The following is an 8,393-nucleotide window of genomic DNA, read 5'->3' as shown; positions in this document are numbered from 1 at the left end:
CCCCCCCCCCCGCCCCCCCCCCCCCCCGCGGCGTGGTGAAGGTCACTCGGTCGTGGCCGGTCATGGCCGGTCATGGGCGGTCGCGGCCGGTCGGCCGGCCCGCTGCGGCGGACCCGAGGAAAAAAAATCTTGGCCGGATCCGTGGCCCCGGCCAAGTCTGCCGAAGGGCCGGAACGCGTCAAGCGCGGTGCCCGATCCGTGTCCGTACGCGAAGGAAGCGTCATGGATGAGTTACAGCGCGGGCGCGGACGGTACACAGAATTTGCACGACAGTGCGGAACCAGGGTTTCATGGCCGGTCCGTCACGTGCCGGGCCCGGCACCCATCTCGCACCGGAGGCTTGCGCGGAGGCTGTAGCGTGGCCGACGGAGACCGTGACACAACACCGCGCGTACCGCGGGCAGAAACGACGGCGAGGACTGATGGCACAGCAGCAGCGCGCTCAGGGCCCGTCCGAACCCGAGGCGACTGGCGGCGGTATGTCGGACGCGCCTGAGCTCTGGGGTAACGGCGGGTTGGTCGGCGACGGCCGGTACCGGCTGACCCGCAGACTCGGGCGGGGCGGCATGGCCGAGGTGTTCGCCGCGGAGGACGTCCGCCTGGGCCGTACCGTCGCGGTCAAGCTGCTCCGCGCCGACCTCGCCGAAGACCCGGTCTCCAAGGCCCGCTTCACCCGCGAGGCACAGTCCGTGGCCGGTCTCAACCACCACGCCATCGTCGCCGTGTACGACTCCGGTGAGGACTTCGTCGGCGGCCAGTCGGTGCCGTACATCGTGATGGAGATCGTCGAAGGACGCACCATCCGCGACCTCCTGCTCAACGCCGAGGCGCCCGGCCCCGAGCAGGCGCTGATCATCACCTCCGGTGTCCTGGAGGCGCTGGCCTACTCGCACCAGCACGGCATCGTGCACCGCGACATCAAGCCGGCCAACGTCATCATCACGCACAGCGGCGCGGTGAAGGTGATGGACTTCGGCATCGCCCGCGCCCTGCACGGCGCGTCGACGACCATGACGCAGACCGGCATGGTCATGGGCACCCCGCAGTACCTCTCCCCGGAGCAGGCCCTCGGCAAGGCCGTCGACCACCGCTCCGACCTGTACGCCACCGGCTGCCTGCTCTACGAACTCCTCGCGCTGCGCCCGCCGTTCACCGGCGAGACCCCGCTGTCGGTGGTCTACCAGCACGTGCAGGACATCCCGACGCCGCCGTCCGAGGTCTCCGACGCGGTGCCGCCGGAGCTGGACGGGCTCGTCATGCGCTCGCTGGCCAAGGAGCCCGACGACCGTTTCCAGACCGCCGAGGAGATGCGCGGGCTGGTCCAGTACGGGCTCCAGATGCTGTACGACCAGGGCGGCCACACCGGCACCTGGAACACCGGCCCGGTCGACCACGACGGGCGGCAGACGCCCGCGGCCGGGATGGGGATGGCCGGCACCACCGTGCTGCCGCACCCCGACCACTCGGGCACCGCGCAGATCCCGCAGCCGATCCTGCCGGGCGGCTACGGCGGCGGTGACGACGGCGGCTTCGAGGGGCACGGCAACCGGGGCAGCGGCCGGGGCAAGCTGTGGATCCTGGCCGTGTTCGCGGTGATCGCCATCGCGGCGGGCGTCGCGCTGGCGCTGAACAACACCGAGAACGAGAGCGGCGGCGACACCGACACCACCAAGTCGCCGAGCGCCACGCAGAGCACCGGCGAGGAGAAGACCTCCGAGTCGCCGAGCGACGACGCGTCGGACGAGTCCACCGGCGACACGGAGACCGACCAGAACTCCGGCGGCGGCTACGGGGACGGGTACACGCCGTCGTACGAGCCGTCCTGGACGCAGTCGGCGACGGAGTCCCAGGAGACCGGCGAGACCCAGCCGACGGGCGAGGAGACCGGTGGTACCCAGCCCTCGAACACCGCGACCGGCGACGACGGCGGCGGCGAGGAGACCGGTGGCACCCAGCCCTCGAACACCGCGACCGGCGACGAAGACGGCGGCGGCGAGGAAGAGGACGGCGGCCTGACCGAGGGCCTGGGCGGCTGAGCCGTCCGAGCCGTCCAGGGCGGCTGAGCCGGCCGCCCGCTCAGCCGGTGAACGCCTCGCGCACCGCCTCGTACTCCCGGGTCCACCACACCGCCAGGGCGGATGCCGCGGGGAACTGCGGGTCGGCCCGCCGGTCGTCGCGTTCGTAGTGCCAGCGCAGCATCCAGAAGTCGTTGAGCCGTTCCCACCACACCCGGTGCACGGCGGCCTCCAGCTGGGCGGGCGTCGCGCCCGCGGTACGCCGGTACGCGCGCGCGTACGCGCGTACCTTCGGCAGGTCCAGCGGGCCGGACGGGCCGACGAAGAAGATCGCGGCGGCGCGGACCGCCTCCTCCGCGCGGGGGCGCACCCCGAGGCGGTCCCAGTCGACGATCGCGGCCGGGGCGTCCCCCTGGTACAGCAGGTTGAACGGGTGGAAGTCGCCGTGCACCCAGCCCACCGCGCCGCCGCGCGGTGGCCGCCGGTCGGCGTGCCGCTCCAGCAGGGCCCGGCGTTCCAGCAGCCGGTGCCGGGCGAGTTCGTCGAAGGAGTCGGCGGGGCGGTGCCGGCGCACCTGGGCGAGGAGGCCGTCGATGAGGGCGAAGGTGTCGGCGGGGTCGGCGCTCGCCGCCGGGTCGGGGGCGTCGCGGGGACCGGCCCGTTCTGGGGTCCGCGGCCCGGTCCCCGGCATCACTTGTTCCAGCCCGGCGTGCACGGCGCCGAGCAGGGCGCCGAGCCGTTCGCACTGGGCCGCGGTGAGCTGGCCGCCGTGCCGGTGCCGGCCGTCGATCCAGGGGTGCAGCGCGTAGCAGTGGCCGCCGACCACGACCACCGTGCGTCCGTCGCGGCCGGGCAGCGCGGGCGCGACCGGGACGCCCAGGCCGGCCAGCCGCCGGGTGGCGCGGTGCTGGCGGTCGATGGCGGCGGGCGCGGCGGTCTCGGGGTCGAAGTGGTGCTTGAGGAAGAAGCGACCGCGGGTGGTGCACAGCCGCCAGCCGCGGTTCAGCAGGCCCTGGTCGACGGGTTCGCAGGAGAGCGCGGAACCGGCGCGGTACTGGCGGAGAAGGGCGCCCAGAGGGGGCGCGTGAGGCACGGTGGTCGGTACACATAAGCGCGGCACGCCGCCGATGCTAGGGCACAGGCAGGGGGCGTGAGCTGCGGTTTGTCACACACAGTCAGCGACGGTCGCTTTCGGTCGCCAGTCCGTCAGTCATGACCGACCCAGCCCGTCAGCCTTGGTGAGCGCGCCGTTCTCGGTCACGGCGTGCACGAGCCAGAGCTGGGGCTCGATCCGCAGGTAGACGGCCTCGAAGGGGACACCGTCCACCCGGTCCGGCGCGGGGCCGAAGCGGGCGATCTCGGCGGGGGTCGGCTGGTAGGTCTCGCAGCGGCCCACGACCTGCACGGTCCACAGGTCCTCGCCCGGCCGGGCGGAACCGGAGTTGTCGCAGCCGTAGGCGACCACACTGCCGGCGCACGCCCGGTGGTACCCGCAGCTCCTGGGCATGCGCAGCAGGACCCGGCCGTCGGCCACGATGTGCCGGGCGAAGGCGAGGAAGGGCAGGGCGCGCAGGCTGGTGGCCGCCCGGCCGTAGGCGGTGCGGCCGAGCAGTCCGACGGCGAGCCGGGCGTCTGAGGGCATGTCTTGAACAGTGCACCGCGCGGGGGTGCGGAAACAGGGCCGCACGCCCTGCGGGCAGAGGACATAAGTCCCGCGTAAGAAAGCGGCGTCAGGGTTTTCCGGCCTGCATACGGGCGACGTACGCCGCCGCCTGGGAGCGCCGCTGCATGCCGAGCTTGGCGAGCAGACTGGAGACGTAGTTCTTGATGGTCTTCTCGGCGAGGTGCAGCCGTTCGCCGATCGCCCGGTTGGTCAGGCCCTCGCCGATCAGTTCCAGGATCCGGCGCTCCTGCTCGGTGAGGCGGGCGAGCCGGTCGTCGGCGGGGGCGCCGCCGTCGCGCAGCCGCTGGAGCACCCGCGCGGTGGCCGCCGGGTCGAGCAGCGACCGGCCGGCCGCGACGTCCCGGACGGCGGCCAGCAGCTCGGCGCCGCGGATGTCCTTCAGGACGTAACCGGCGGCCCCGGCCATGATCGCGTCGAACAGGGCCTCGTCGTCGGAGTAGGAGGTCAGCACCAGGCAGTGCACCGACTCGTCGTGGGCGCGAATCTCGCGGCACACCTCGACGCCGCTGCCGTCCGGCAGCCGTACGTCGATCACCGCCACGTCCGGCCGGGCGGCCGGGATCCGGGCCAGCGCCTCGGCCGCCGTGCCGGCCTCGCCGACCACCTCGATGTCGTGCTCGCCGGAGAGCAGGTCGTGCACGCCCCGACGGACGACCTCGTGGTCATCGAGAAGAAACACCCTGATATGTCCGTCTTCGCGCACAGGGTCAGTGTCACATACGGACTCTTCCCGCGCCCGGGGCGGCCGGGATAACGTGCCGTTGTCCCGGCCCCCTGCGACGCTGTGACCAGTAGATGTTCCCGACTTTGCCGATTTACTAGGAATACCAAGTAAAAACGCAGGTCAGGAGGGGTTTCACAGAAATGTGGAGCACTGGGTAACGTGCAATGTGCAGGACGCTCGCCGGGGCACCTGTCACGCCTGTGTCCGACTCCGGCGCACCCACCCCGTGCGCCCGCCGGGCGCGGGTGAGCCGCACCGCCTCCCGGCGAACCCGGGGGCCGGACCGACGGAGGAGCACACGTGACCGTGGAGAGCACTGCCGCGCGCAAGCCGCGACGCAGCGCCGGGAGCAAGGCCGGTACCACCGGCACCAAGGCGGCCGGCGCCACCGGTACCAAACGCGCCGGGCGCGCCGCCGGCCAGGACGCCGACCCGCAGCTCGTGCAGTTGATGACGCCCGAGGGCAAGCGGGTCAAGAACGCCGAGTTCGATCCGTACGTCGCCGGCATCACCCCCGAGGAACTGCGCGGTCTGTACCGGGACATGGTCCTCACCCGGCGGTTCGACGCCGAGGCCACCGCGCTCCAGCGCCAGGGCGAGCTGGGCCTGTGGGCGTCGCTGCTCGGCCAGGAGGCCGCGCAGATCGGCTCCGGCCGGGCCACCCGCGCGGACGACTACGTCTTCCCGACCTACCGCGAGCACGGCGTCGCCTGGTGCCGCGGGGTCGACCCGACCAACCTGCTGGGCATGTTCCGCGGCGTCAACAACGGCGGCTGGGACCCGGGCAGCAACAACTTCCACCTGTACACCATCGTCATCGGCGCGCAGACGGTGCACGCCACCGGCTACGCGATGGGCATCACCATGGACGGCGCCGACTCGGCCGTCCTCGCCTACTTCGGCGACGGCGCCTCCAGCCAGGGCGACGTCATGGAGTCGTTCAACTTCGCCGCGGTCTACAACGCGCCGGTGATCTTCTTCTGCCAGAACAACCAGTGGGCGATCTCGGAGTCCAACGAGAAGCAGACCCGGGTGCCGCTCTACCGGCGCGCCGAGGGCTTCGGCTTCCCGGGCGTGCGCGTCGACGGCAACGACGTACTGGCCTCGCTCGCCGTCACCCGCTGGGCGCTGGAGCGGGCCCGCCGGGGTGAGGGACCGGCGCTCATCGAGGCGTACACCTACCGGATGGGCGCCCACACCACCTCCGACGACCCCTCGCGCTACCGGCCCGACGACGAGCGGCTGGCCTGGGAGGCGAAGGACCCGATCCTGCGGCTGCGCCGCCACCTGGAGGCCGCAAACCACGCGGACGAGGGATTCTTCGCGGAACTGGAGGCGGAGAGCGAGGCGTTGGGCAAACGAGTGCGCGAAGCGGTCCGGGCCATGCCGGACCCGGACCGGTTCGCCCTCTTCGAGCACGCGTACGCGGACGGGCACGCGCTGGTCGACGAGGAGCGCGCGCAGTTCGCCGCCTACCAGGCGTCGTTCGCCGATGCAGAGGGGGGTAACTGACATGGCCGAGAAGATGGCGATCGCCAAGGCGATCAACGAGTCGCTGCGGCACGCCCTGGAGACGGACCCCAAGGTCCTGGTCATGGGCGAGGACGTGGGCAAGCTCGGCGGTGTCTTCCGGGTCACCGACGGCCTCCAGAAGGACTTCGGCGAGGGCCGGGTGATCGACACCCCGCTCGCCGAGTCCGGCATCGTCGGCACGGCGATCGGCCTCGCGCTGCGCGGCTACCGGCCGGTGGTGGAGATCCAGTTCGACGGTTTCGTCTTCCCGGCCTACGACCAGATCGTCACGCAGCTCGCGAAGATGCACGCGCGGGCGCTCGGCAAGGTCAGGATGCCGGTCGTGGTGCGCATCCCCTACGGCGGCGGCATCGGCGCGGTCGAGCACCACTCGGAGTCCCCGGAGGCGCTGTTCGCGCACGTGGCGGGCCTGAAGGTGGTCACGCCGTCGAACTCCTCGGACGCCTACTGGATGATGCAGCAGGCCATCCAGAGCGACGACCCGGTGATCTTCTTCGAGCCCAAGCGGCGCTACTGGGACAAGGGCGAGGTCGACCCGGAGGCGATCCCCGGCCCGCTGCACCGGGCGCGGGTGACCCGCGAGGGCACCGACCTGACCCTGGTCGCCTACGGCCCGATGGTGAAGCTCTGCCTGGAGGTGGCCGACGCGGCGGCCGAGGAGGGCCGGTCCCTGGAGGTGGTCGACCTGCGCTCCATCTCCCCGCTGGACTTCGACACGGTGCAGACCTCGGTGGAGAAGACCCGCCGGCTGGTCGTGGTGCACGAGGCGCCGGTCTTCCTCGGCTCGGGCGCGGAGATCGCCGCGCGGATCACCGAGCGCTGCTTCTACCACCTGGAGGCCCCGGTGCTCCGGGTCGGCGGCTACCACGCGCCGTACCCGCCGGCCCGGCTGGAGGAGGAGTACCTGCCCGACCTGGACCGGGTGCTGGATGCCGTCGACCGCTCGCTGGCGTACTGAGGAGAGAGCCGTGACGACGATGACGGAAGGGGCCGTGGGCTCGGTGCGCGAGTTCAAGATGCCCGACGTGGGCGAGGGACTCACCGAGGCCGAGATCCTCAAGTGGTTCGTCAAGCCGGGTGACACGGTCACCGACGGCCAGGTGGTCTGCGAGGTGGAGACCGCCAAGGCCGCGGTCGAACTGCCCATCCCCTACGACGGCGTGGTCCGTGACCTGCGGGTCCCCGAGGGCACCACGGTGGACGTGGGCACGGTGATCATCACGGTGGACACCGGCGGCGGGACGGCGGCCGGGCCCGCTCGGCAGACGGTCGAGCCCGAGCCCGAGCCCGAGCAGCCGCAGGGCCGCCAGCCGGTCCTGGTCGGCTACGGCGTGGCCGCGTCGTCGACCCGCCGCCGCCCGCGCAAGCCTCAGGAGACGCTCCCCGCGTCAGCCCCGGCGGAACCGGCCGCCGCCGCGCTCCAGGCGGAGCTGAACGGCAGCGGCCGGCCGGCCGTCGCGGGGCCGGGCCCGGTCGCCGGCGCCCGGCCGTTGGCCAAGCCCCCGGTGCGCAAGCTCGCCAAGGACCTCGGCGTCGACCTGGCCGCGGTCGTCCCGACCGGCCCGGACGGCGTCGTCACCCGCGAGGACGTGCACGCGGCGGTGGCGACGCCGGCCCCGGAGCCGTCCGCCGGGACGCCGGCCCGCACGGAGCCGACGGCGCCCCCGGCGGCGTACGACACGGCCGACACCGCCCGGGAGACCCGCGTGCCCATCAAGGGGGTGCGCAAGGCGACGGCGGCGGCGATGGTCGGCTCGGCGTTCACCGCGCCGCATGTCACGGAGTTCGTGACGGTCGACGTGACGCGCACGATGAAGCTGGTCGAGGAGCTGAAGCAGGACAAGGAGTTCGAGGGGCTGCGGGTCAATCCGCTGCTGTTGATCTCCAAGGCCCTGCTGGTGGCGATCCGGCGGCACCCGGAGATCAATGCCGCCTGGGACGAGGCCGCCCAGGAGATCGTGGTCAAGCACTACGTCAACCTGGGCATCGCGGCGGCCACCCCGCGCGGTCTGATCGTGCCGAACATCAAGGACGCGCACGGCAAGACGCTGCCGGAGCTGGCCCGTTCGCTGGGCGAGCTGGTGACGACGGCCCGGGACGGCAAGACCTCCCCGGCCGCGATGCGCGGCGGCACGGTCACCATCACCAATGTGGGCGTCTTCGGCATCGACACCGGCACGCCGATCCTCAACCCCGGCGAGTCGGCGATCCTCGCCGTCGGCGCGATCAAGCTCCAGCCCTGGGTGCACAAGGGCAAGGTGAAACCCCGTCAGGTCACCACGCTGGCGCTGAGCTTCGACCACCGGCTGGTCGACGGCGAGCTGGGCTCCAAGGTGCTGGCCGACGTGGCCGCGGTCCTGGAGCAGCCCAAGCGGCTGATCAGCTGGGCGTAGCGGACACGCGGACACGCGCGAGGGGGTCCACCGCCCGCCGGCGG

General features: G+C 72.5%; 7 protein-coding genes. 4 read left to right on the top strand and 3 right to left on the bottom strand.

Going from position 1 to position 8,393, the window contains the following annotated elements; all coding sequences use genetic code 11:
* Positions 1–422: 422 nt before the first annotated feature.
* A complete protein-coding gene (locus tag ACTT8P_RS37340) occupies positions 423–2,036 on the top strand; it encodes a protein kinase domain-containing protein (RefSeq protein WP_442836243.1) in 1,614 nt (537 codons plus the stop codon).
* Between the two features lie 40 nt (positions 2,037–2,076).
* On the opposite strand, the gene ACTT8P_RS37335 is transcribed toward ACTT8P_RS37340, so the two are convergent.
* From ACTT8P_RS37335 to ACTT8P_RS37325, 3 genes are all read right to left on the bottom strand, one after another.
* Positions 2,077–3,108 (bottom strand): phosphotransferase, encoded by a 1,032-nt coding sequence (locus ACTT8P_RS37335; protein ID WP_442836242.1) that lies wholly within the window; start codon positions 3,106–3,108, stop codon positions 2,077–2,079.
* A gap of 117 nt (positions 3,109–3,225) precedes the next feature.
* The gene (locus ACTT8P_RS37330; RefSeq protein ID WP_442836241.1) at positions 3,226–3,657 is read right to left on the bottom strand and encodes a pyridoxamine 5'-phosphate oxidase family protein; all 432 of its coding nucleotides are present in this window, start codon (positions 3,655–3,657) and stop codon (positions 3,226–3,228) included.
* Positions 3,658–3,745: 88 nt separating this feature from the next.
* Positions 3,746–4,402 (bottom strand): response regulator, encoded by a 657-nt coding sequence (locus ACTT8P_RS37325; RefSeq protein ID WP_442836240.1) that lies wholly within the window; start codon positions 4,400–4,402, stop codon positions 3,746–3,748.
* Between the two features lie 321 nt (positions 4,403–4,723).
* Between ACTT8P_RS37325 and pdhA the strand changes: the two genes are divergently transcribed.
* The 3 genes from pdhA to ACTT8P_RS37310 are packed head-to-tail and all read left to right on the top strand — an operon-like array spanning position 4,724 to position 8,349.
* The gene (pdhA, locus tag ACTT8P_RS37320) at positions 4,724–5,935 is read left to right on the top strand and encodes a pyruvate dehydrogenase (acetyl-transferring) E1 component subunit alpha (protein WP_442836239.1); all 1,212 of its coding nucleotides are present in this window, start codon (positions 4,724–4,726) and stop codon (positions 5,933–5,935) included.
* A gap of 1 nt (position 5,936) precedes the next feature.
* Entirely contained in the window at positions 5,937–6,914 is a 978-nt protein-coding gene (locus ACTT8P_RS37315) for an alpha-ketoacid dehydrogenase subunit beta (RefSeq protein WP_442836238.1), read from the top strand.
* Positions 6,915–6,924: 10 nt separating this feature from the next.
* Positions 6,925–8,349 (top strand): dihydrolipoamide acetyltransferase family protein, encoded by a 1,425-nt coding sequence (locus ACTT8P_RS37310; RefSeq protein ID WP_442836237.1) that lies wholly within the window; start codon positions 6,925–6,927, stop codon positions 8,347–8,349.
* Positions 8,350–8,393 lie beyond the last annotated feature (44 nt).

Source organism: Streptomyces sp. JW3 (genome assembly GCF_052216785.1).
Lineage (GTDB): Bacteria > Actinomycetota > Actinomycetes > Streptomycetales > Streptomycetaceae > Streptomyces.
The sequence above is the reverse complement of the archived record's forward strand: the minus strand, read 5'-3'. Positions and strand labels throughout refer to the sequence as shown.

Bases quoted from the DNA above. Each gene is read 5' to 3' on its own strand.
- ACTT8P_RS37330 (WP_442836241.1), bottom strand. From the start codon at position 3,657: ATGCCCTCAGACGCCCGGCTCGCCGTCGGACTGCTCGGCCGCACCGCC.
- ACTT8P_RS37340 (WP_442836243.1), top strand. From the start codon at position 423: ATGGCACAGCAGCAGCGCGCTCAGGGCCCGTCCGAACCCGAGGCGACT.
- ACTT8P_RS37315 (WP_442836238.1), top strand. From the start codon at position 5,937: ATGGCCGAGAAGATGGCGATCGCCAAGGCGATCAACGAGTCGCTGCGG.